The 20,531-nt window shown below is 62.0% G+C and carries 24 protein-coding genes; 9 read left to right on the top strand and 15 right to left on the bottom strand.

Annotation, left to right across the window (positions count from 1 at the left end):
* Positions 1 to 8: 8 nt before the first annotated feature.
* From JF616_02130 to JF616_02165, 8 genes are all read right to left on the bottom strand, one after another.
* Positions 9 to 407 (bottom strand): SRPBCC domain-containing protein, encoded by a 399-nt coding sequence (locus tag JF616_02130; protein ID MBW8886530.1) that lies wholly within the window; start codon positions 405 to 407, stop codon positions 9 to 11.
* The gene (locus JF616_02135) at positions 404 to 721 is read right to left on the bottom strand and encodes a winged helix-turn-helix transcriptional regulator (protein MBW8886531.1); all 318 of its coding nucleotides are present in this window, start codon (positions 719 to 721) and stop codon (positions 404 to 406) included. The genes JF616_02130 and JF616_02135 overlap by 4 nt, the downstream gene beginning before the upstream one ends.
* A 74-nt stretch (positions 722 to 795) precedes the next feature.
* Positions 796 to 1,233, bottom strand: a complete 438-nt coding sequence (locus tag JF616_02140) for a hypothetical protein (protein MBW8886532.1) — start codon at positions 1,231 to 1,233, stop codon at positions 796 to 798.
* 136 nt (positions 1,234 to 1,369) lie between these two features.
* Positions 1,370 to 1,639 carry an RDD family protein gene (locus tag JF616_02145; GenBank protein ID MBW8886533.1) on the bottom strand — a complete coding sequence of 90 codons (270 nt, stop codon included), beginning with the start codon at positions 1,637 to 1,639 and terminating at the stop codon, positions 1,370 to 1,372.
* A gap of 163 nt (positions 1,640 to 1,802) precedes the next feature.
* Complete coding sequence (locus JF616_02150) at positions 1,803 to 2,648, bottom strand: hypothetical protein (GenBank protein ID MBW8886534.1); 846 nt, start codon at positions 2,646 to 2,648, stop codon at positions 1,803 to 1,805.
* Positions 2,636 to 3,460: a hypothetical protein gene (locus tag JF616_02155; protein MBW8886535.1), complete on the bottom strand. Its 825-nt coding sequence runs from the start codon at positions 3,458 to 3,460 to the stop codon at positions 2,636 to 2,638. Before JF616_02155 ends, JF616_02150 begins: the two co-directional genes overlap by 13 nt.
* Entirely contained in the window at positions 3,444 to 3,818 is a 375-nt protein-coding gene (locus JF616_02160; protein MBW8886536.1) for a membrane protein insertion efficiency factor YidD, read from the bottom strand. Before JF616_02160 ends, JF616_02155 begins: the two co-directional genes overlap by 17 nt.
* Positions 3,819 to 3,913: 95 nt before the next feature.
* Positions 3,914 to 4,777 (bottom strand): hypothetical protein, encoded by an 864-nt coding sequence (locus JF616_02165; GenBank protein ID MBW8886537.1) that lies wholly within the window; start codon positions 4,775 to 4,777, stop codon positions 3,914 to 3,916.
* Positions 4,778 to 5,007: 230 nt separating this feature from the next.
* Here JF616_02165 and JF616_02170 point away from each other — a divergent pair, with 230 nt between their 5' ends.
* Entirely contained in the window at positions 5,008 to 6,216 is a 1,209-nt protein-coding gene (locus tag JF616_02170; protein ID MBW8886538.1) for a hypothetical protein, read from the top strand.
* Positions 6,217 to 6,279: 63 nt separating this feature from the next.
* On the opposite strand, the gene JF616_02175 is transcribed toward JF616_02170, so the two are convergent.
* Entirely contained in the window at positions 6,280 to 7,083 is an 804-nt protein-coding gene (locus JF616_02175) for a class I SAM-dependent methyltransferase (GenBank protein MBW8886539.1), read from the bottom strand.
* A 136-nt stretch (positions 7,084 to 7,219) separates the two neighbouring features.
* Between JF616_02175 and JF616_02180 the strand changes: the two genes are divergently transcribed.
* Genes JF616_02180 through JF616_02190 form a run of 3 tightly spaced genes read left to right on the top strand, consistent with a single transcriptional unit; the run spans position 7,220 to position 11,884 of the window.
* Positions 7,220 to 8,392 (top strand): efflux RND transporter periplasmic adaptor subunit, encoded by a 1,173-nt coding sequence (locus tag JF616_02180; protein ID MBW8886540.1) that lies wholly within the window; start codon positions 7,220 to 7,222, stop codon positions 8,390 to 8,392.
* A 10-nt stretch (positions 8,393 to 8,402) separates the two neighbouring features.
* Positions 8,403 to 11,480, top strand: coding sequence for an efflux RND transporter permease subunit (locus tag JF616_02185; protein ID MBW8886541.1), 3,078 nt, complete (start codon positions 8,403 to 8,405; stop codon positions 11,478 to 11,480).
* A 32-nt stretch (positions 11,481 to 11,512) separates the two neighbouring features.
* Positions 11,513 to 11,884, top strand: a complete 372-nt coding sequence (locus JF616_02190; protein MBW8886542.1) for a hypothetical protein — start codon at positions 11,513 to 11,515, stop codon at positions 11,882 to 11,884.
* Positions 11,885 to 11,931: 47 nt separating this feature from the next.
* Here JF616_02190 and JF616_02195 read toward each other — a convergent pair whose 3' ends face one another.
* The 5 genes from JF616_02195 to JF616_02215 form a co-directional block, all read right to left on the bottom strand.
* Positions 11,932 to 12,138, bottom strand: a complete 207-nt coding sequence (locus JF616_02195) for a hypothetical protein (protein ID MBW8886543.1) — start codon at positions 12,136 to 12,138, stop codon at positions 11,932 to 11,934.
* A 13-nt stretch (positions 12,139 to 12,151) separates the two neighbouring features.
* Complete coding sequence (locus tag JF616_02200; protein MBW8886544.1) at positions 12,152 to 13,360, bottom strand: esterase; 1,209 nt, start codon at positions 13,358 to 13,360, stop codon at positions 12,152 to 12,154.
* A gap of 44 nt (positions 13,361 to 13,404) precedes the next feature.
* Complete coding sequence (locus JF616_02205; GenBank protein MBW8886545.1) at positions 13,405 to 14,106, bottom strand: sulfite exporter TauE/SafE family protein; 702 nt, start codon at positions 14,104 to 14,106, stop codon at positions 13,405 to 13,407.
* 27 nt (positions 14,107 to 14,133) lie between these two features.
* Positions 14,134 to 14,637: a TlpA family protein disulfide reductase gene (locus JF616_02210; GenBank protein MBW8886546.1), complete on the bottom strand. Its 504-nt coding sequence runs from the start codon at positions 14,635 to 14,637 to the stop codon at positions 14,134 to 14,136.
* A 255-nt stretch (positions 14,638 to 14,892) separates the two neighbouring features.
* Positions 14,893 to 15,306 carry a hypothetical protein gene (locus tag JF616_02215; protein ID MBW8886547.1) on the bottom strand — a complete coding sequence of 138 codons (414 nt, stop codon included), beginning with the start codon at positions 15,304 to 15,306 and terminating at the stop codon, positions 14,893 to 14,895.
* A 118-nt stretch (positions 15,307 to 15,424) separates the two neighbouring features.
* Between JF616_02215 and JF616_02220 the strand changes: the two genes are divergently transcribed.
* The 5 genes from JF616_02220 to JF616_02240 all read left to right on the top strand — a co-directional run bounded on the left by JF616_02220 (position 15,425) and on the right by JF616_02240 (position 20,262).
* Positions 15,425 to 15,664, top strand: a complete 240-nt coding sequence (locus tag JF616_02220; GenBank protein ID MBW8886548.1) for a DUF465 domain-containing protein — start codon at positions 15,425 to 15,427, stop codon at positions 15,662 to 15,664.
* A 359-nt stretch (positions 15,665 to 16,023) separates the two neighbouring features.
* The gene (locus tag JF616_02225; protein ID MBW8886549.1) at positions 16,024 to 16,338 is read left to right on the top strand and encodes a FeoA domain-containing protein; all 315 of its coding nucleotides are present in this window, start codon (positions 16,024 to 16,026) and stop codon (positions 16,336 to 16,338) included.
* Entirely contained in the window at positions 16,317 to 18,485 is a 2,169-nt protein-coding gene (feoB, locus tag JF616_02230) for a ferrous iron transport protein B (GenBank protein MBW8886550.1), read from the top strand. Before JF616_02225 ends, feoB begins: the two co-directional genes overlap by 22 nt.
* Before the next feature lie 58 nt (positions 18,486 to 18,543).
* Positions 18,544 to 18,900 carry a 6-carboxytetrahydropterin synthase QueD gene (queD, locus tag JF616_02235; GenBank protein MBW8886551.1) on the top strand — a complete coding sequence of 119 codons (357 nt, stop codon included), beginning with the start codon at positions 18,544 to 18,546 and terminating at the stop codon, positions 18,898 to 18,900.
* Between the two features lie 99 nt (positions 18,901 to 18,999).
* Positions 19,000 to 20,262, top strand: a complete 1,263-nt coding sequence (locus tag JF616_02240; GenBank protein ID MBW8886552.1) for a hypothetical protein — start codon at positions 19,000 to 19,002, stop codon at positions 20,260 to 20,262.
* Positions 20,263 to 20,290: 28 nt separating this feature from the next.
* On the opposite strand, the gene JF616_02245 is transcribed toward JF616_02240, so the two are convergent.
* Positions 20,291 to 20,530, bottom strand: coding sequence for an acyl carrier protein (locus tag JF616_02245; protein ID MBW8886553.1), 240 nt, complete (start codon positions 20,528 to 20,530; stop codon positions 20,291 to 20,293).
* Position 20,531 lies beyond the last annotated feature (1 nt).

Here is a 20,531-nt window from a genome sequence, read left to right on the forward strand (position 1 = left end):
TCCGTTCCTTACAAGACCGTCGCGAGATGGGCGACCACCTTCGGCCAGCCGGCGCCCATTCCCTCGAAGGCCATGCGCCCCATGGGGGAGTCCATATCGAAGCCTTCATGGATCAACTTAAGGCGGGTGCCCGCGCCTTCCGCCGCGAGGCGCCAGGTGATAAAGGTATTCAGGGTGCCGATCCCGAACTTGTATTTCAACAGCCGATCCGGTTCTACCTGGACCACCTCGCAGGGCTGCTTGCCCCATTGGCCCATGTCCAGATCGAAACGATGGCCCACCACGGGACGCACGTCCCCGGCGGCCCACCAACGGGCATGCAGGGCCGGATCGGTCAGCGCCTTCCATACGGACGCGGGCGGATGGGAAAACAGATGTTCGACTTCGATGATCGCGGGCTTGTTCATTTCTTCGCCTCCATGTCCAGCAGCGTCTCCAGCGCGGACATCCTTTGTTTCCAATACTTGTGGAAGGCCTCCATCCAGGCGTCGATCTCGTGCAACGGTCGGGGATCCAGATGGTAATACCGCTCCCGTCCCCGGGGCTCTTCGCGGATCAGGCGCGCCTTGCGCAGCACCTGCAAATGCTCCGAGACGGCCGGGCGCCCGATGGCGAATCCCTTGGCCAAGCCGGAAACGGCCTGCGGACCGCGCCGTAGGCGCATGAGGATTTCGCGGCGAACCGGGTTCGCGAGGGCGGAGAAGACGTCGACTTCGGCCATAAGGGAATAATACATCGGAAATATCCGACGCGTCAACTATTTCCGACGCATTGAAAGGGGCGGTTTGTCGGCGCTTAATTGTTGAGGATGAGGACGGCGAGCAAGAGGCCTAGGGCGAAGAGGGCGCCGAAAGCGGCGAAGAAGTCCGGGCGGCCCTGACCGCGTTCCTCGCCCCGGTCCTTTTCCTTGCGGCCGACCCAAGCCGTCTTGGATCCCGGCAAGGAATCGCGCGGGACGTTCCGGACCGTGGCCACGCTGTCCTTGGGGAATTTCCGGAAGGAATAATCCAGCATCACCGCGAAAAGGGTATCGTCCTCTTCCTGCAGCTTCCGGATCTCGAATTCCGATCCGCCCTTGGTATCGATGACCAGGGCCCGCTTCAGGTCCGGCGCGGACAGGTCCCCGTATTCGCCGGAAAGCGGTAGGGGCGGGCGGTGCGAAGCGCAACCCGAAAGGACCACCGCCGCCGCGAGCAAGGCGGAACCCATCCAAAGGCGAAGCGAAGTTTCCACGTGCATGATCCCCGGGCAAAAGGGCCGTATCCCCAAAGATACCTGATTCGAGGGGCCAAGTCAGCTTGCAAATGCCCGATTCACCGACCAGGGCGCGTTCCGCTTGGAATCCCGAGGTCGCGACGCGTTCCGCATTTCATGTTCTCACGCAAATCGTTTTCGCGATCCGATCATGGATGGCCCTTCGTTTCGGGCTGAACAAGGCCGTGAGGATTTCGGCCCAGGACCAGAGGCCGTCGACGGCTCCGGAATAATCCCTGGGGATGGAATTGGAATGCCAGTAGTAGAGCAGTTCCCCGGCGGTGATGAAAAGGACCCCCAAGGGTACCATGTCCCGAAGCACCGCTTGGAGAAGGCTTATCCGGCCTTCGCTCGCGTAGTCCACGACCTTGACGCCCGTGGCCATTTTCCCGAAGGTCGCCCCGAAGCGCCAGTGGAAGACGTTGGGCGTACTTTTCCTGGTCGATGGAAAGCGCGATCGACTTCAGGTTCTCGCTGCTATATCCGGCTATCCTGTTCGCGTATTCTTCGATGGATTCTTCCATTCCTATTTCCCCTCTTTCCCCGGCTCAAGGCGCCGCGAACGGATCCACCGAGTCCGCCAGGGCGGCGACCCTCTCCTTGTCGGCGGCGCGGTTCTTCTCGCGCGCCATACGCCGGGCTTCGCGCATCCCGCCCAGGTAATAACGCTGGAAGAAAAAGGCGCCGATGATGCCGAAGTCCACGGCCGCGGTGGCGCGCGCCTTGCGATTGGCCCCCGTAAAGACGCGGTATCCGCTCCAGGCCGACAACGACCCGAAGGCGAGGCTGGTGAGGAGATGGCTCAGGGCCGCCTTGGGTTCGCCCACGTAAAGCAGGCCCGCCCCCGGGAGGAAGGATAGGCGCCAGGCCAGGCCCGGATCGAAGCGGCCCGGGGGTAACCTATAGGTTACGGGGGCGGGCCGGGCGTAGGGCGTGAGGGATAGCCCGCCCCAAGCCGCCGGCGCGTATGCCGCCACCGCGGCCGAATCCGCGCCGCCGCGGGATATCCCATGGTCGAAGGCGGCGAAGGCGCCGCCGAAATCACCGCGGGCCAGGGCCGAGGCGATCTCCCCGCGGGCGGCGGCCGGGGAAGCCTCGCAGAATTCCTGCGCCATGTCGAATCCATGCCGGCCGGCGTCCTCGCGATCGGATTCCCAATCCAGGCAGGCGCGACGGAAGGCGTAAGCGCAATGCGACAAAGCGGCTTCGGACAAGGCGCGTTCCAGCCCAATCCGCTGGGCAAGATATTCCGGATCGGTCAGGAGGGAGGAACCGCGCGCGCCGCAATGGGGGCTTCCCTCTTCGCCCCACCCGGCAGAGAGAAGCGTCGCGGAGATCAGGAACGCCAGCCTCCATGCGGGCCGCGTGGCGAATCCCGATTTCAGGGGAACCATCGCTGGTGGAGCGCCATCACGAAGGCCAGCCGGCGGCCCTGATTGGCGACCTGCGCGGCCCGCGCCGCGCCATAGACGTTGGAAGCATGCAAGACGCCCCCGATGGCGGCGAAGGTCCAGGCCCGGGCGGGCGAATCCAGCGCCGCGTAGGTCGCGGCCAATCCGTAACAGACCGATACCATGGAGAAGGCGAACCAACCGTCGCCGGAGCGGCCGGCGTAGGCATAGCCGGCGCCGGGGAAGAGCGAAAGCCAGGCGGCCGCAGCCGGGCTGGCGAATCCCCGATCCAAGATGCAGCGGGCATCCTTACCGTCGGCGCAGGCGCCCTGGGAAGGCTCCGGCCAGGCCGAGCGAGCGGAGCCCGCATCCCCTTTCAAGAAGGCCGCGGCGGCCGCGATCTCGGCGGCTTCCGGGCCCGGCAGCCCGCGGCTGCGGGCGATGGCGGCGGCCGAATCGGGATTGCGGGCATCGCCATGATCCAATAACCAGGATTCATAGTAATAATGCCGGAAGCGCGCGTCTGGTTCGCCTAGGTCCGGCTCCAGGAGCGCGCGCACGCGGGGGAAGGCCCCCAACTGGTAAAGCGCTTTGGCCAATTCGAGATCGCGTTGCGGGTCGCGGCAAGCCGTATCCTGGAGGCGATCGAGGGTGCCCTGGTAGGCGACCAGGGAGAATTCGCGTTCCCGGTTGAGTCCGCGGAGGAATTCGGCTTCGCGGGCATCCGGGCAGGCCTGCGCGCGCGCGGCCACCGCGCCCGTTAAGGATAGGCTGGCTAATGCGGCCGTAACGAGGCGGTTAACGAACCGGATCAAGATAATGCCCGTCGGGACCGATGCGCGGATAAATGGAGCGATCGTACGGATTGCAACGGAGGAGCCGATCGCCCGTCATCAGGATGCCTTCGGCGACTCCGTGTTTACGCAATGCCTCGAGGGCGAAGCCGGCGCAGGTGGGAGTGAAAGAGCAAGTGGGCCCGTCGGCGGGGGAGACGCCGTTCCGATAACCCCATAAAAGCAGATCGAAAAAAGCCTTCAAAACCCCCGGGCCCGATGCGACGGCGGCCTTCTCGTTGGCGAGATAAGCCTGCGAAATCGGCTCCGGGGAATCGGCGCGGGCCGCGGCGGCGAAGGCCAGGACGGCGGACAGGACGAGGCTACGCAGCGGTCTCATGGATAGGTTGGGCCGGGAAGCAGGCGGGTCCGGGAGCGAGGCGACGCGGGGGCGGCCGGCCTCCGCGTCTTTTCGCTACGGATCATTGGCCCGGATCATTGCGCCCGGGAATCGGATGGTACTTGGACCGCGGCGGAAGCCCCGGCGGCGTCCGCGGGCAGCCTCTGCAAGAACGCCGTGATCAATTCCTTTAGCCTTTGCGCCATGTCCCCCGAATAAGTGGAAATGGAACCCGACTGCGGGCTTTGGAAAATGCAAAAGCCGCCAGAGCTCGAGATGCTGCCGGAAGCGTAGGCGATTTCGCCGGTCTCGGCGGACCAGATCCCGAAGCGCGCATCGGCCGTATAAGAGGTGCTGGTGCCCCCGCCTCCGCCCATCATCATGCCCCCGCCGCCGCCAGGCATGGGACCCATCATCATGCCGCCCCCGTTGCTGTGGGTCTCTCCGGTCATTTTCGGCGTCACCAGGGCGATGATGAAGTCGACGGAATCGGCCGCCCTTATCTTGCTACCCCACGTCTGCATTTCCGGGTCGCGCTGGGCGGCCTTGTAAATGAGCGGCTTTTCCTGCCCGCCTTGCACTTCGTATTGTTCCACCCCCATCTTGACGATGTCGGTTTCGGCGCGGGAGAAAAAGCTTTCCGACTTGATGCCGAGCTCATCCAATTGCGTCAGCGGGATGGAGATGAATTTCTGCTTGGGAAAAGAGGTGCCCAGGGATTTCACGAGTTCCCGCTCCCATTCCATGCGGTATTTTTCGGCGTCCGCATCGTTCGAGCCCCCGCCGAAGCAGGAAGACGGCGGGTTATACTCCATGGTGGGCATGGCCACCACGCCGAACCTCACCTTGTCGAGCTTACTGTCCTTATAGGTTTCGCTCATGTGGTGGGTATAGGTTTGCGAGCATCCGCCCATGCCGAAAGCGGCGGCGGCGAGTGCGATACGGATAACGAACCTCATGCATCCTTTCCACTCGCGGCGAAAAAATCCCGGACGAACGGCTACAGGGATCTTCCTGTTCCGCCAAGGCGAACTTTGCGCGAGATGTCGAAAAATGTCCCGAAGACTGGCGCGAAAAAATGACCAAGGAATATTTACATTTCGGTCCCCGATTTTCACAGGTACAACACTCTCACTTAGGAGACCTAGCGATGCGAAGGTCATCGTCCGCCGCTCTATTAATGTATTGCTTGATTACCATTATTTGGGTTTTATCAGGTAAGGCCCGGGCCGAACCGTATTTCCGTGCCTCGCAAGCGCTTCCGCCGAGCCATAATGTCGACGTCCTGGTTTGGTTGTTCGATTCGACCGCGACGGATTCGCTCTGGGATTGCGCCCGCGCCGATTCCTCCGCCATCAAACCCGCGAACTGCAGCGTGCGGGCTTATTCGCATCCGAATACCCGGCCGGATAAATACCTCTATGGGGCCTTCCTGAACCTGGGCCCGCATTCCGACCGGGCCGATCTGGGGGCGCAGGACGAGGACGATCAGGATGCGTTCGCAGCCTGGAAGCGCCCCCTGCTGGCCATGAAGATGCGCCACGATTCCTGCCAATACCTCGTGGTCCAACGCGATCAATTGGCTCCCCTGGCGGGCGGCAATGTCCCTTGCTCCGACTTGTCGCAGGGGCTCAAAGGCGTGGCCGCCGATCTGCAAGGACGCGATCATTTCATCGCCCGTCCCGATGGCGAAGGCGCCCCCAAGAAGATCCGGCGTGATGGGGCCTTGATCCATGCCGCGCCGCATACCCTGGATTTCGGCTTCGATGCCGCCGTGTGCGCCGCTTTGCCTCTCAACGACGATCAGCAAGCCGATCAGAACGACCCGTTCTCGCAGCCGAGCCAGTCTTTCGATTTCGAGGATTACGCGGACACCAAATCGCCGCCGATCGGGTTCCGCGCGACCCTTCTCTACCGCGATATCGTCGGGCTCCGCCTCGGATACGCCTACACCACTTACGATGCGAGCAGCGACATCAAGAACAGCCTGGCCGAGTCCATCGCGCAAGCCCAACCGGGCGCCGTATTGAGCGATTGGAATATCAGCCGCAAGGACTGGACCTTGGAATTCATCCTGGGCTTTCCCACCGTGGGCAACACCGCGGAGTTGCCCGTTTACGGGATGCTCGGGTTCGGGAAGAGCTACTTCAACGAGACCGCGGTCGTGAACGGCAAGAGTTACCCCCATCAGGGCATTCTGGCCGACGAAAGTTCCGTCATACTCGGAGGCGGGGGCCAGATACGCTTGCCTTACTTCTATATCGGGTTGGAAATGAACGCCTACATTAAGGACTTCAAGTTCCGGCACAGCACCCAGCAGCCGGACGGGAGCGGCAGCGAAATCCAATTCCGCCTATACGCCGGATCGTATTACCGCATCCGTTATAGCGAGGACTAAGGACCCGTTCGCTCCGGTCCACGCTTCGTGGACCGAGGGGCTCGCTTCTTCGCCCCCCTTATGTTAGGGACTCTTGACGGAAGGCGCGACCTTCCCATGAACCGCATTGCAACGCGCGCTCACGGTGATCGGTTCGGATGCGGGCGCGGCCAATCGCGTGCGCAAGCGTTCCCGGAGCGCGGCGGTTTCCGCCGCGGACATGGCCGCCAACGTAGGCCCCACGCTGGGCCCTCCGAGGATGGTGGCCCAGTAATCTTCGAAGCCGGAGTAGGTCCTCTTCACCTCGAACGTGCGCGTTGCGATGGATTCCAGGCCCGCCCGGGTCCAGAGATCGCGTAAGGTTTCCAAGCGGGAGGCCTCCGGAAAGGGCGTCTTCGGCGCTTCATGGCCCAAGGCTTTCAACTCTTCCATCAGCATCGCGTACGGGAACCCGCCTCCGGTCATGTCCCAGGCGTAGGCGGATACGATTCCTCCCGCCACGACGACGCGCGCCATTTCGGCCACGCCCTTCGCGGGATCGGGCACGAAGAAGATCACCAGGGGCATCACCGCCGCATCGAAGGCGTCATCGGGATAGGGCAGGGACATCGCGTCGGCCTTTCGGAAGACCGCGGTACGTAGGGCGTTGCGCGAGCGGGCGAATTCCAATTGCGGCTCGGACGGATCGATCCCGTGGAGGGAAGCCGGGGCGCAGGATTCGGCGAGCCTTTCGGTGAAGGCCCCGTTGCCGCAGCCCACGTCCAACCAGCGCAGGCCGGACCTTGGTTTCAGCCAATCCAGGAACGCGTCCCCCACCATGCGGCTCCAGAGGCCCATGTACCTTTCGTACGCGGCCCCGTCCGTGAATTTGATCTCGTTGGTACCCATGCGCGATGCCTCCCGAATGCTTGCAAGTTAGCATCCGGATGCGGAGAAACGATTTTATTCCCATGCGTTATCGCAAATGCGATTTTATCCCCGTCGGGCCGCGCTCCGGGTGGGGTCGCGCGGCAAGGAGCCCAGCTTGGCGTACTCCCGCAGGCGCATCCTCTGGATCGGCATCGGATTGGCAGCCCTCGTATTGCTCGCGATCCCCAAGGTCATCCAAGGCATCCATGGTAAGCCGGTGAAAACCGGCCAAGGCCCGCGCGGCGGCTCCGGAACCGGCGGGGGAGGATCCGGAGCGGGAACGGGCGCCGCCGCCGGGGGAATGCGGGGCGGTTCGGGAGGATCAAGGGACGGGGGGCCAGGCGGTTCCGCGGTGCAGGTGACCGCCCACGTGGTGCGGCCCCAGAAGCTGGAGCGGACCGTGGTCAGCACCGGAAGCCTGCGGGCCGGGGACGCGGTGCAACTCAAGAGCGAGACCTCCGGGCGCATCGTGCAATTGCCTTTCAAGGAAGGCGCGCGCGTGGCCAAGGGCAAGCTGCTGGTGAAAATCAACGACGCGGATTTACGGGCGCAATTGCTGAAAGCCAGGGCTGCCTTGGGAATGGCCCAGGTCAATGAGCAGCGGGAGCGCCAGTTGTTCCAGCGCGAGTTCGTGAGCCGGCAGGAGTATGATCAGGCCCGCGAGGCATCCGCCTCCGCGAAAGGCGACATAGAGCTCATCGAAGCGCAGATCGCCAAGACGGAAATCCGCGCCCCCTTCGACGGCGTGGTGGGCTTGAGCCAGGTGAGCGTCGGGACCTTGGTTTCCGCGGGGGCGCCCATCGCCAATTTCGTCAGCGATGCGCCCCTCAAGGTGGACTTCGCCGTTCCCGAGCAGTATTACGATTCCGTGGGGCCGGGGACGAAGGTGAGCTTCACCCTGCAAGGCAACCCCAAGGTCTATGCGGCCAAGGTCTACGCCGTGGATCCGGTGGTGGACCAGGCGACCCGCACGGTGAACGTGCGGGCCTTATGCGACGGCCTGGACAGCGCATTGGCGCCGGGGACCTTCGCGCGCCTGAGCCTGGTGGTGCAGGAAAAGCCGCAGGCCCTGGCGGTGCCGAGCCAGGCGGTGGTGCCCAGCGGGAACGGCGAGCAGGTATACGTGTTGCGAGAGGGAAAGACGGCCGCCCAGCCGGTGCGGACCGGGCTGCGCACCTCGGCCGTTGTGGAAGTGGTGTCGGGCCTGAATCCCGGGGACACGGTCATCACTTCGGGCGTGTCCGTAGTGCGCCCGGGATCGCCGGTGCAGATCAAAAGCCTGGATTGAAGGGGCCGGAGTGAAATTCTCTTCCCTCTTCATCCGTCGCCCGGTGCTGGGCATCGTACTCAATCTCGTCATCGCCTTGCTGGGCCTGGTCTCCTTCAAATTCCTGGGGGTACGGGATTACCCTTCCGTGGATCCGCCGGTCATCACGGTCTCCACGACCTACACCGGCGCGGCGCCGGAGGTGATCGAGGCCCAGATCACCGAACCCCTGGAAAGCTCCATCAACGGCATCGCCGGCATCCGCACCCTCACTTCGTCCAGCTCCCAGGGCACCAGCGCCATTACGGTGGAATTCAACCTGGGAGCGGACCTGGAGGCCGCCGCCAACGACGTGCGGGACCGCGTCTCCCGCGCGGCGCGACAGCTGCCCACCGATCTCACCACTCCGCCCGCCATTACCAAGGCGGACGTGAACGCCTCGCCCATCCTGATCGTGACCGTGCAAAGCGACGCCCGCAGCCCCATCGATCTCAGCCAATACGCGTCCGACGTGTTGACCGAGCGCGTGCAGACCATTCCCGGCGTGAGCGAGGTGCGCATCTTCGGGGAAAAGCGCTACGCCATCCGCCTGAACATGTCCGCGGGCCTGATGGCCGCCAGAGGCGTGATCCCGGAAGACGTGCAGGCGGCCCTGAACCGGGAAAACGTGGAGCTTCCGGCGGGATACCTGGAGGGCAAGCGCACGGAGCTGACGGTGCGCTCCTTGAGCCGCCTCCAGGATCCGAAGGACTTCGAGGACCTGATCGTGAAGAGCGATAGCGGAAGGGTAGTGCGCTTTAGCGACATCGGGCGGGTGGAAGCAGGGGCGGAGAACGAGCGCACCATCATGAAGCTGAACGGGGTGGAAATGATCGGCGTGGCGGTGATCCCGCAGCCCGGGACGAACTATATCGCCATCGCCGACGAGTTCTACAAGCGCCTCGATCAAGTCGTGGCGGAAGCGCCAAAGGATATCAAGATCCAGACCTTCCTGGACTATACGGCGAACGTCCGGCAATCGATCAAGGAGGTGCTGGAAACCCTCGCCGCCGCCTTCGCCCTGGTCGTGCTGGTCATCTTCGTATTCCTGCGGGACGGGCGCGCGACGCTCATCCCGGTCATCGCCCTGCCCATCTCCCTTCTGGGCGCTTTCTTCCTGATGCTGGCCAGCGGCTTCTCCATCAACATCCTTTCCCTCCTGGCCATCGTGCTGGCCACCGGCCTGGTGGTGGACGATGCCATCGTGGTCCTGGAAAACATCTACCGGAAAATCGAGGATGGGGAAGACCCGGTGGCGGCCGGGCATCGGGGTTCGGCGGAAATCTTCTTCGCGGTCCTGTCCACCACCCTCACCTTGGCCGCCGTGTTCCTGCCCATCGTATTCCTCCAGGGCATCGTAGGCCGGCTCTTTCGGGAGTTCGGCGTGGTGGTGGCGGGCGCGGTGCTCATCTCCGCCTTCGTCTCCCTGACCATCACCCCCATGCTCTGCACGCGCTTCCTGAAACGGCGCGAACGCAAGCCGAGTTCCTTCTACGTCCGTAGCGAAGCCTTTTTCGAACGGCTCATCCATGGCTACCGCGGCCTCTTGGAGGGCTTTCTCGAACGGCGCTGGCTCAGCTTCGCCATCATGGGCCTTGCCGTGATCCTCATCTTCATCTTCTACCGGCAACTTCCCCGGGAACTGGCCCCCACCGAGGATCGTTCCCGCTTGAGCGTCAACGTCCGTGCCCCCGAGGGTACCTCCTACACGGCCATGGTCGATTACATGGACGCGCTGACAGGCCTGATCAAGAAGGCCGTTCCGGAGGAAAAGGGAGTGCAGATCCAAGTGGCCCCCAGCTTCGGCGGGACGGGGGCGGTGAATACCGGATCGGGCCGCATCATCCTGAAGGATCCCGGCCATCGCAAGCGCACCCAAACCGAAATCTCCGACGACCTCACCCGGGCCGTGAGGCAATTGAGCGCGGCCCGTACCATCGTTTCCGAAGAACAGACCGTCAGCACCAGCCGCCGCGGGGGCCTGCCTTTGCAGTTCGTGATCCAGGCGCCGGATCTGGATCGCCTCGCGGCCAAGCTCCCCGATTTCCTCCAGGCGGTGAACCGCGATCCCGCCTTCTCCGTGTCCGACGTGGATTTGAAGTTCAACAGCCCGGAGGTGCAGTTGCAGATCGACCGCGCCAAGGCCCAGGATCTGGGCGTCTCCCCGCTCGACATCGATCAGGCCTTGCAATTGGGGCTCAGCGGCGCGCGCTTCGGGTATATCGTGCGCGGAGGCAAGCAGTACCAGATCATCGGGCAATTGGAACTGGAGGACCGCGACGATCCCTTGGTATTACGTTCCCTTTACGTGCGCGGGTCGGGGGGCCGGCTGGTGCAATTGGACAACGTGCTGCGCCTCCAGGAGGGCAGCAGCACGCCCACCCGCTTCCGCTACAACCGCTTCGCTTCCGCCACCGTAAGCGCGGGCCTATCCCCCGGCGTCACCTTGGGGGCCGGCATCCAGGAGATGGGCAAGATCGCCCGCGAGGTACTCGGCCCATCCTTCTCCACCGCCCTTACCGGCCCCGCCCGGGATTATTCGGAAAGCTCCTCTAGCCTCGCCTTCGCCTTCCTCTTCGCCCTGGCCCTCATCTACCTCGTCCTGGCCGCGCAATTCGAGAGCTTCAAGGACCCGCTGATCATCATGTTCACCGTGCCTTTGGCCCTGGCCGGCGCGTTCCTCTCCTTGTGGTATTTCGATCAATCGCTCAACATCTTCGGGGAGATCGGCATCATCATGCTGATCGGCCTGGTGACCAAGAACGGCATCCTGATCGTAGAGTTCGGTAATCAGCGCAAGGAGCACGGCCTCCCGGTCCGGGAAGCCATCATCGAATCGGCCACGGCGCGTTTCCGCCCCATCGTGATGACCAGCCTCACCGCCATCCTGGGTAGTTTGCCCATCGCGTTGGCCCTGGGCGCCGGGGCCAAGAGCCGGGTATCCATGGGCATCGTGGTCATCGGAGGCTTGCTGTTCAGCCTGGCGTTAACGCTATTCGTAGTGCCGGCGTTCTATACCTACCTGTCTTCTCCTGTCACCACTTCCAATGGTGATAAGCCGGCGCCTTAGGCGATCCCACCGGCCCGGCTCCGGGAAAGGCTTTGAAGAAAGTCACCCAATATGACCGCATCTACGGAAGTACGGGATTACCCGATCCCGTGAACGACGTCATTTGGACGTATTACTTTACCAAAGCGGGAAAATTCGATTTCGCCTTTCTCCCGCCCGTCGACACCGTGCGGAATGACTCGGCCTACTTTTTGGCCACGCGGGGCGACACGATTTTCGATCCGGGACTTGGCCCTTATCCTGCCTACAAGGAATACATGGCTAATAAAAAATTCGATCCTTTCGGGCATCTGATCTCTTATACGCTGGGATTCCAAGATGCAACCGAATTGGATTCCGCTTACAACTATTGGTTCCTGAATGAATATTGGGACGGGCAGGTGACCGGGGGATTGCCGAAATGAATGCCGAGAAGAAGACCGCGATCACCGGCCAATAAACCGCCGATAAATCAGCGGCTCTTAAGCACGAAGGGAATGGCGATGAGCAAGCCTCCGACCAGGAGGATGAACGCCATCCGATCCACGAAGTAAGGGAAGATCCCCAGCCCCATGCCGCAGCATAGCGCGATCATGTTCCCGGCCTTCCGGCCGTACATGAAATATCCCGTTCCGACCATGCCGAAGAGGAACTCGATGAAGAGCTTGAGCGGATCCATTCCCATGGATCCATTATCGGAACAATAACTTCGCCACGTCACGGAGATTATAGCGCCATACGCTCCATTCGTGCCGCCCTTCGCCCAGGACGAAGGTATGCTTGATGCCGCGCCGGGTCAGCAGGGAATCGAAGGCCAGATCGCCAGGCCCGGTAATCACGTCCTGCTTGGTCGCGCCCAGCCAGAGCAGCTTAAAGCGCTGGTTCGCGGCCGCCGCATCCGCGAAGAACGCGGGATAAGCCAGGTCCACGCGGCCGTCGGCGGCCGGGCTCATGAGCACGACGTAACGGAACAGCTCGGGCCGGGAAAAGGCGAGCTGGATGCTTTGCCCGCCGCCCATGGATAGGCCGGCGATGGCGCGGCTATCCGGCGACTTCGCGACCTTGAATGCGCCTTCCACCAGCGGCATCACGTCTTGGAGCAAGTCCTTCGCGAACGGGGATAGACCGCCTTTGCCGTCCCCGGAGTACATGGCGGCGAAGATTTCCGCGGCCTTCCCGCTTTGGAAAGCCTTCGCGATGGGATCGGGCGCGGATTGGGCCGGGCCCGTCCACCAGCTTTGGATGGCATGGCCCAACGGCATGACCACCACCATGGGCTTGGCTTCGCCCGAGGCGATGAGGTTGTCCAGGATGAGATTGGCCCTGCCGATCATGGTCCATCCGGATTCGACGTCTCCCGCGCCGTGCAATAGGTAGAGCACGGGGAAGTCCTTCCCTTGCGCGTAGCCGGGGGGAGTATAAACCCATACCGTGCGAGCCAAGCCCATGGATTTGGATTGGTACGGCTGGATGGACACCGCACCGTGGGGAACCGGCTTGGCGTCGTAGAATTGCAGGGACGGCCCGGGAACCTCAAAGACGCTGACGGCGCCGAAGATGCCGTACTGGTATTTCGTATTCGCGTTCCGCGGATCCAAGGAGGTGATGCCGTCGACTTGGAAGGCGTAGAGATAAATATCGGGTTGCAGAGGGCCGACGGTGACGCTCCAGAGCCCCTGGATGTCCTTGGCCATGGCATGCGGTTGCCCATCGAAATCGGGGGAGAGCATCACCTGTTTGGCCGCGGGAGCCAGATAGCGGAAAGTTACCTTCCCGTCCGCGCCGATTTCGGGCGAACTCAAGGCTACGCTTGCCGGCTTAGGGGAATCGGCGGGACCGCTGGCGGCCAAGGACGCGGATAATAAGATCAGATTCAGGAATGCGGCGAACGGCAACGGCATGGGCGGACCCCCTTCGGTGGGAATCCGCTAAAGCTAGTTGAAGCCTACCACTGGCGTCCGGCCTGGAATACGAAATAGCCCGCCATCAGGACCATCATGTAGCCCATGACTTTCTTGATATACACCATCCACATTCCCGACTTGGGCAGGCGGGTAAGGAAGGAGGAGAAAGTGCCGATCAAAATCAGGATCGATCCCATCCCCAAGGCGAAGGAGAAGAGGAAAAGCGGCCCCAGGACCAGGTTATGCGTGGAGCCCACCCAGGTCAGGATGACCGCCAGGGGCGGCGCCGTGCAGGGCGAGGCCACCAGGCCGAAGGTGAGGCCATAGGCGAAGTTCGAAAGCAATCCCTGCTTACGTTGCCCCGCGCCGCCGCCCAGGTTCAAGCGGGAGAAGTTGATTTGGAAAACGTCCAGCATATTCAAGGCCAGGGCCATGATCACCGTGGCGACGCCGATCAGGATCCAGGGGTTCGAACTCAAGGATCCGAACAAGGATCCCGTGAACGCGGCGATCACGCCCAGGGCCGCGTAGGTGGTGGCGATTCCGCCGACGTAGAAAACCGTCAACAGGAACCCGCGCAACTTCGATTCCACGTTGCGGGTGCCCAGGATGCTGATGGTCACGGGGATGAGCGGATAAATGCAAGGGGTAAAGCTCGACGCCACTCCCGCCATGAAGCAAAGGAAAAGGACCCCGAAGGAGCCGGTCGAGAGCGCCGCCGCCAGATGTTGACTGCTGATCATATTTTAAGCCTTCCGCTCCACGTCATTTCAGTTTATCGCCTTTTGCGCCGCATCGGTCAGTTGCGCTTCCTGATCGGGATCATACCCGGGCATGGCCGTTACCAGGGAGCCTTTGCGATTGAAGACGTACAAGGACGGGATTCCGTTGAAACCGAAGGTCTGGCTGAGGGTATTTTCCTTGTCGAGGAGCACCAGGTAATTGATGCCCAGCTTTTTGGCGGACTTCATGATCTTCTCCGCTGATCCTTTGTCGACGCTGATGCCTATGACGGTCAGGCCCTTGTCCTTGAACTTTTCGCTAAGCTCGCTCAGCTTGGGAATGGTTTCCTTACAGGTATTGCACCAGGTAGCCCAAAAATCCAGGACGCAGGCTTTGCCTTCCAATTGGGAGCTTTTCCATTCCTTGCCGTCCAGATCCTTCAGCGTGAACTGGGGGAGCTTGGTCATATCCGCCGCCTGCGCTTGTAAGATGCCTGCGAAACAGAGGGCTGCGGCCGTCTTGAATAGGGACTTGGGGATGAACTTTTCCATGACGCTTCTCCTTGAAAGATTGAACGGCGACCCTTTCAGGAATACATCCTGGCAAGGCAGTGCCGCTTCTTCGGCGATAACCTGAGGCTAAGTTAACGATCCTGCCCGGATAAAACTTTCAATCCGCTCGGAATGTGTACTCTTTTGTGTACGCGTCAGTCTCCGGTAAAATCCGGATAGGCCGCTTTTCAAGTGGCCATGCCACCGTCACTTACGGCCTGCTGGGTCCGGCGGGGCCGGCTTTCTCCTGGAAAATCAAAGCAAGAGCGCGATGAGTACGAAGGCTCCAATAACGGTAGTCATGATTTCAAGGCTACGCGTTATCGTGGCGCCGATTTTCGGGTCGTCGCCCAACTCGCTTTTCGAATCCATCCGCGCAGGCTCGCCTGAAGCCCCACTCGGATCGTCCGAATCCAGGATGAGAATCCGGTCCACCTGGTTGGCGGGGATCGCGGCGAGGCCATAATCCATGCGGGTGAGATAAAGGGTGTCGTGCTCTTGTTCGATTTTCCGGGCCGTGAGGGAATCGCCGGAATCCAAATACAGCCGGGCCATTTGCCCGCGATCCGGAACCGGCGATTCGCCGAATTTCCCGGTGAGGGTCATGGGGCGCATCGCGCAATCGGTCAGCGCCAGGGTTAGCCAGAAGAGAAGGGCGGGCTTAGGCATGGTCCTTGGAAAAGGTAGTCCTTCGGTTTCGCCCCGGCCGCTCGCATCTAAAAGCGGATGGCCCTCTCGGATCACGGGGGGCATAGGTATCTTTAATAAGAGAAACCCAGGAGAACCTATGCGCATCGATCATCGCGACCTGCACGACGATTTCCCCGAATATGCCCAACGCATCCATGACCTCAAGATCGGCAATCCCGCCTTCGCCCAACTGTTCAAGGCCTATGACGAAATCAACCACAAGATCCGTCGCATCGAAATCGACAATGTCCCCATGGGCGATTCCGAATTCGAGCATTTGAAATTCGAGAGGCTGAAGGTGAAGGACAAGCTCTACGCCATGCTCCAGCAGGGTTAGCCGGGTTATTCGCACAAAACGTGCGCGCCCTCGGGGAAATTCCCCCTTCCCTGTCGGGGGTTCCATGGGTGAAACTTAGGTCAGCCTCTCCCGTTCCGAATTGAGGCGGCCTCATTCCTCGAGGTCGGGGGCGCCGGAATCACCCGGCGCCCCCAATTTTTATTCCGGCAGCTTGGAATTCATGGCAGAATGTCTGTCCGGCTGCAGCCGTCCGTGCGGTCCGCTGTTTCAGTACCGTTTGCCGCAAAAACCGAAAGCTTGCATTTTTGGCAAATATAAGATTGAGACTAAGTCTTGATTTTGGTCGGGCCGCCATGTATTCTTAGTTCAGGAACCGTCTTTTCAGGGATACGCGATTCATGGTGAAAATTGCTCAACGCGAGGGCCTGCCCAAAGGCCGTGAAGGTACCGATGCCACGGCATCAGCCGCGTCCGACGCCGGCGGGGAAGGAACGACCCTCGATCGTTTGCGTCCCGGCCAAGCGGGCACGGTGATAAAGGTGGAGGCCGAAGCGGCCCTCAAGCTCCATCTGATGGAACTGGGATTCGTGGCGGGCAGCCCCATCGTATTCCTGATGTCCACCCCTTTCGGCGATCCCAACATCTATGCCCTGCGGGGGACTTCGATCGCTCTGCGGAAGAGCGAGGCCAAGTGCATTCGCATCCGGATTTGAACCCCGCCCCCGGGCCGGGTCCCGCACCGTCTTCCGCCTCTCCCGACGCTTCCGTGCTCTCCGCATCGGGCTCGGCTTCCGCTTCGGATCCTTTGGTGGCGCTGGTGGGTTCGGCCAATTCCGGAAAGACCACCCTCTTCAACCTGCTGACGGGATCGCATTACACGACCATCAATTATCCCGGGGCCACGGTGGAATTCGCTTTAGGGCAGGGGAAGAACCTGGGCTTCAAGTGCAGGGTCATGGATACGCCAGGCTTGTCGAGCCTTATCCCATCGTCCTTGGACGAGAAGGTCACCGTGGATGCCCTCTTCGCGCGGCATCGTCCCGACGTGGTGGTGGCGGTGGTGGACGCCAACCAGCTTTCGCGGCATCTGTACCTCGTGAAGCAATTGCAAGATTTGGGATTCAACCTCATCATCGCGCTGACCATGTCCGACTTATTGCGGAAGCGCGGCCAGGCGGTGGACGCGGGCAAATTGTCCGAAATGATGGAGTGCCCGGTTTTCCCCATCGATCCGCGCCGCAAGGACAAGGCCGCCGAGATGGGGAAGCTGGTGGAGAAACGTTGGCTGGCGGGACGTCCCGAGTCAGGACGGAGGCCGGTGGACGAAGGGTCTTATCGGGCCTTCGCGGCGGGGATGTCCGACGAGCGGGTGCAGCAGTATTACGCAGCCCTCGATCAGGTGGAACTCCTGGTGTTGAAGGATGCCGGCGAGGCGGAGGCCAACGCAGGGCGGAGCGGGACGGTATCGAAGCAGGAAGCGGGGAACGGGGATGGGCGGGCGCCGGCCGGCGGCGCGCGGGCGCGTAGTGATGCGGCCGATCGCATCTTGCTGCATCCCGTTTGGGGCCTGGCGATTTTCCTGCTGGCCATGTTCGCGATCTTCACTTCCATCTTTTGGCTGGCGACGCCGTTCATGGACGGCATCGACGCGGCTTTCGGTTGGGGCATAGCAGGACTGAAAAGGATTTTGCCCGATTACTGGGCGGTGGACATGCTGGCCGACGGGGCCATCGGCGGGGTCGGCACGGTGATGGTCTTCCTGCCCCAGATCCTGATCCTCTTCTTCGCGATGGGATACCTGGAGGATTCGGGATACCTGGCGCGGGGCGCGGCCTTGGTCGATAAGCCCTTGTCCAAGATCGGGCTGAACGGGAAATCCTTCGTGCCTTTGCTATCGGGATATGCCTGCGCCATCCCGGCCATGCTGGCGGCGCGCACCATCCCCAATCGCTACGAACGCAACCTGACCATCTTCATCATTCCGCTGATGAGCTGCAGCGCCCGCCTGCCGGTCTACACCTTGTTATTGGCGTTCATCACGCCGCGGGACAAGCCCTGGATAGGCGGATTGGCGCTGACGGGCCTCTACCTCGCCGGCCTGGTGCTGGGGGCGGCGGTATCCACCATCATCAGCAAGATCATCAAGAACAAGGGAATGTCCGGCTTCATCCTGGAGCTGCCCGCGCTGCGCATGCCGGTGCTGAAGGTGGTGGCCGCTTCCACCTACCATAAGGCCGCGCAGTATTTGCGGAAAGCGGGATTGATGATCATAATCATTTCCCTGGGCCTGTGGGTTCTGACGCATACGCCGCCGCAAGCCCGGACCGCGGCCACCGTCGAATCCGCTTCCCCCGCGGCCCAGGACGCGCCCGGGCCGAACCCGCCTTCCGCTTTGGCTCCCGTGGGCGACGTGGAATACGTGGCGGTGACCCATTCCTATGCGGCCCAGCTCGGGCATTTCCTGGAACCGGTCACGCGGCCCATGGGATTGGATTGGCGCGGGGGCGTGGCCATGATTTGCGGTTTCGCGGCGCGCGAGGTGTTCGTGAGCGCTATGGCTTTGATGTACCGCATCGACGATGCGGGAGGCAAGGATAAAGGCCTGGCCGATCGGCTGCTGGCGCGCATGGGCGAAGTGCGCTTCGAGGACACGGGAGCGCGCGTCTTCACCATCTCTTCGGTCCTGGGGGTGATCCTCTTCTTCATGATCGCCCTGCAATGCTTTTCGACCGTGGCGGTCGCCAAGGCCGAATCGGGCGGATGGAAGCTGGCTGCGGTCCAGCTCCTGCTCTACACCGGGACCGCCTACGTGCTGACGGTGGCCTTGGTGCAGGGGCTCAGGGCCCTGGGCGTTCCGTAACCTTCCCGTTACGGATTATCCGTCATTTGCTAAATTGCCCGCCGTGTCCCACCCGGTCATGAAACTGTATAAGTCCTTCGGCTTCGAGGCCGCCCACTACCTGCCCAAGGTGCCCATCGGCCATAAGTGCGGGCGCATCCATGGGCATAGCTTCCGGTGCGAAATCGAGGTGACGGGACCGGTCGATCCCGCGACCGGTTGGGTGATGGATTTCGCGGACATCAAGAAGGCTTTCCGTCCCCTCGAGGAAGCCCTGGATCACCGCTTCCTCAACGAGGACGTCGCGGATTTGCCCAATCCCACTTCGGAAGAAATCTGCAAATGGATTTGGGATCGGCTGAAGCCCTCCCTGCCGCTCTTGACCGGCGTTATCCTCCACGAGACCTGCACGGCCCGTTCGGAATACCGCGGCTAAGCTTCCCGTTTTCCCATCGGGAACCCCCCGGAGATTTAGGTCCGCGCCCCGAGGGCGGGAGTATAATGGATCGTTCCTAGGGAAATAGGGGGGATAGCCATGGCGAATCGAATCGCTCCGGGGAAATGGACGGCATTGCTCCTCCTGTTCGCGGGTTGCGCATCGTCCTTGGCGCGCACGCTGGAAGTGGGACCGGGCAAAGCCTATGCCTTTCCCCACCAAGCCGCCGACGTCGCCATCGACGGCGATACCGTGGCAATCGCCGCCGCGAACTACGAGGGCGAAGTGGCCACTTGGAAGGCTAATGACTTGGTCCTTCGCGGGGTTTCGCGATACGCCCGCCTGCATGCCCCGGCGGATATCCCCAACGGCAAGGCCATCTGGGTGATCCAAGGCAAACGTACGACGGTCGAGAACATCGAGTTCTACGGCGCCGCCGTGCCGGATTTGAATGGCGCCGGCATCCGGCAAGAAGGGGACGGACTCGTGGTCCGGAACTGCTTTTTCCACGACGATGAGGACGGGATCCTGGGTGGCGGCGGGGCCGCCAGCGAGGTCGTCATCGAGAACAGCGAATTCGCCGCCAACGGCCATGGGGATGGCTACAGCCATAACTTGTACATCTCCAATATCGCCTCGTTCACCTTCAGATTCTGCGACACCCACCACGCCAAGGTGGGCCATGATCTCAAGAGCCGGGCGCAGAAGAACTTCATCCTGTACAACCGCATCTGGGACGGGGCGGAAGGAACGGCCAGCATGGAAATCGATCTGCCCAATGGCGGCACGTCCTACGTCATCGGCAACCAGATCCAACAAGGCCCGGCCAGCGAGAACTCCACCATCTTGAATTACGGAGCGGAGGGCCTGAGCAATACCGGCAAGGATTTGTACGTGGTGAACAATACCTTCGTGAACGATCGGACGGGCGGAGGTTCCTTCGTCAGCGTGGCTTCGGGCGGGACGGCCAAGATCATCAACAACATCTTCGCCGGGCCCGGAACCGCGATTTCCGGATCCGCCGACACCGCGGCGGATTGGACGGGAAACGATCCCGGATTCCTGGATCGCCAGGGCTACGACTATCGGCTGGCCGATGGTTCCCCAGCCATCGACAAGGGCAAGGATCCGGGAACGGCCGGGGGCTTTTCCCTGCTTCCGGTTTCCCAGTACGTTCCGAATGCCCAAGGCATGTCCCGCCCTGCCAAGGGGCCATTGGACATCGGGGCCTACGAAGCGGGTACCGCGTTCCCGATCGCGATCCGGCTCGGGATCCGCACGGTGAAAGCCGGCCGCCGGTACGTCCTTCCGGTCGACTTGGCGGGGCGCGTATTGCCTAAGCGCCATTCCGGCGGCCGTTAAGGCGGCGTTGGCGTCAATCGGGCCGCAGCTAAACCGTTTTTGCGATCAGCATTCGCAGCAAATCCCCCACGGTGCGTACGGCCCGCAGGTCTTCCTGGGACAGGCGTATGGGGAACTGTTCCTGTAGCTCGATGATCATTTCCACCAGCAAAAACGATTCTTGCACCAATTCGAGCAGTAGGGCGTTTTCATCCAGGCTTTCCGGCTTCCGTTTCAGGAAACGGGCCATGGAGTTTTTGAATGCCTCGCGGGTAGGCGGATTTCCCATT

The organism is Fibrobacterota bacterium (assembly GCA_019509785.1).
In the GTDB taxonomy this organism is placed as follows: Bacteria; Fibrobacterota; Fibrobacteria; order UBA11236; family UBA11236; genus Chersky-265.

What these genes read in the sequence shown, in the direction of transcription:
- JF616_02205 (MBW8886545.1), bottom strand. Translation starts at nt 14,106, where the DNA reads ATGATCAGCAGTCAACATCTGGCGGCGGCGCTCTCGACCGGCTCCTTC.
- JF616_02165 (MBW8886537.1), bottom strand. Translation starts at nt 4,777, where the DNA reads ATGAGGTTCGTTATCCGTATCGCACTCGCCGCCGCCGCTTTCGGCATG.
- JF616_02215 (MBW8886547.1), bottom strand. Translation starts at nt 15,306, where the DNA reads ATGCCTAAGCCCGCCCTTCTCTTCTGGCTAACCCTGGCGCTGACCGAT.
- JF616_02245 (MBW8886553.1), bottom strand. Translation starts at nt 20,530, where the DNA reads ATGGGAAATCCGCCTACCCGCGAGGCATTCAAAAACTCCATGGCCCGT.
- JF616_02150 (MBW8886534.1), bottom strand. Translation starts at nt 2,648, where the DNA reads ATGGTTCCCCTGAAATCGGGATTCGCCACGCGGCCCGCATGGAGGCTG.
- JF616_02130 (MBW8886530.1), bottom strand. Translation starts at nt 407, where the DNA reads ATGAACAAGCCCGCGATCATCGAAGTCGAACATCTGTTTTCCCATCCG.
- JF616_02220 (MBW8886548.1), top strand. Translation starts at nt 15,425, where the DNA reads ATGCGCATCGATCATCGCGACCTGCACGACGATTTCCCCGAATATGCC.
- JF616_02145 (MBW8886533.1), bottom strand. Translation starts at nt 1,639, where the DNA reads ATGGCCACGGGCGTCAAGGTCGTGGACTACGCGAGCGAAGGCCGGATA.
- JF616_02225 (MBW8886549.1), top strand. Translation starts at nt 16,024, where the DNA reads ATGGTGAAAATTGCTCAACGCGAGGGCCTGCCCAAAGGCCGTGAAGGT.
- queD (MBW8886551.1), top strand. Translation starts at nt 18,544, where the DNA reads ATGAAACTGTATAAGTCCTTCGGCTTCGAGGCCGCCCACTACCTGCCC.
- JF616_02210 (MBW8886546.1), bottom strand. Translation starts at nt 14,637, where the DNA reads ATGGAAAAGTTCATCCCCAAGTCCCTATTCAAGACGGCCGCAGCCCTC.
- JF616_02240 (MBW8886552.1), top strand. Translation starts at nt 19,000, where the DNA reads ATGGCGAATCGAATCGCTCCGGGGAAATGGACGGCATTGCTCCTCCTG.
- JF616_02160 (MBW8886536.1), bottom strand. Translation starts at nt 3,818, where the DNA reads ATGAGACCGCTGCGTAGCCTCGTCCTGTCCGCCGTCCTGGCCTTCGCC.
- JF616_02175 (MBW8886539.1), bottom strand. Translation starts at nt 7,083, where the DNA reads ATGGGTACCAACGAGATCAAATTCACGGACGGGGCCGCGTACGAAAGG.
- JF616_02195 (MBW8886543.1), bottom strand. Translation starts at nt 12,138, where the DNA reads ATGGATCCGCTCAAGCTCTTCATCGAGTTCCTCTTCGGCATGGTCGGA.
- JF616_02135 (MBW8886531.1), bottom strand. Translation starts at nt 721, where the DNA reads ATGGCCGAAGTCGACGTCTTCTCCGCCCTCGCGAACCCGGTTCGCCGC.
- JF616_02200 (MBW8886544.1), bottom strand. Translation starts at nt 13,360, where the DNA reads ATGCCGTTGCCGTTCGCCGCATTCCTGAATCTGATCTTATTATCCGCG.